Here is a 301-nt window from a genome sequence, read left to right on the forward strand (position 1 = left end):
AATCGCGGTGCTCAATAAAATAGAATGTTACTCCATCAACAACCTGACTGTAAACATTTGCCATAGATTGGATGTCGCCAGCCCGCACATCAAAACTTGATACGTAATCGAAATCAGAGTGATTGTTTACTGCAATTTTTTTGTAGAGTGGTAGAACGACTCGGACATCTAAACCCTGTTTTACCAATTCTTTTGGTAAAGAGCCAATAACATCAGCCAATCCGCCAGTCTTGATGAACGGAAGTCCCTCGGATGCTACAAAGAGAACAGATTTTTTTGTCATGTTAGCTCCTAAATGATT

General features: G+C 39.9%; 1 protein-coding gene. It reads right to left on the minus strand.

Translation table 11 applies throughout. The features are described 5' to 3' along the window. Positions 1-283: glycogen/starch synthase (locus C1E58_RS02850; protein ID WP_161951258.1), on the minus strand; the 283-nt coding region annotated here is incomplete at its 3' end. Positions 284-301: the final 18 nt, after the last annotated feature.

It is taken from the genome of Streptococcus suis (genome assembly GCF_002964575.1).
In the GTDB taxonomy this organism is placed as follows: Bacteria; Bacillota; Bacilli; order Lactobacillales; family Streptococcaceae; genus Streptococcus; species Streptococcus suis_R.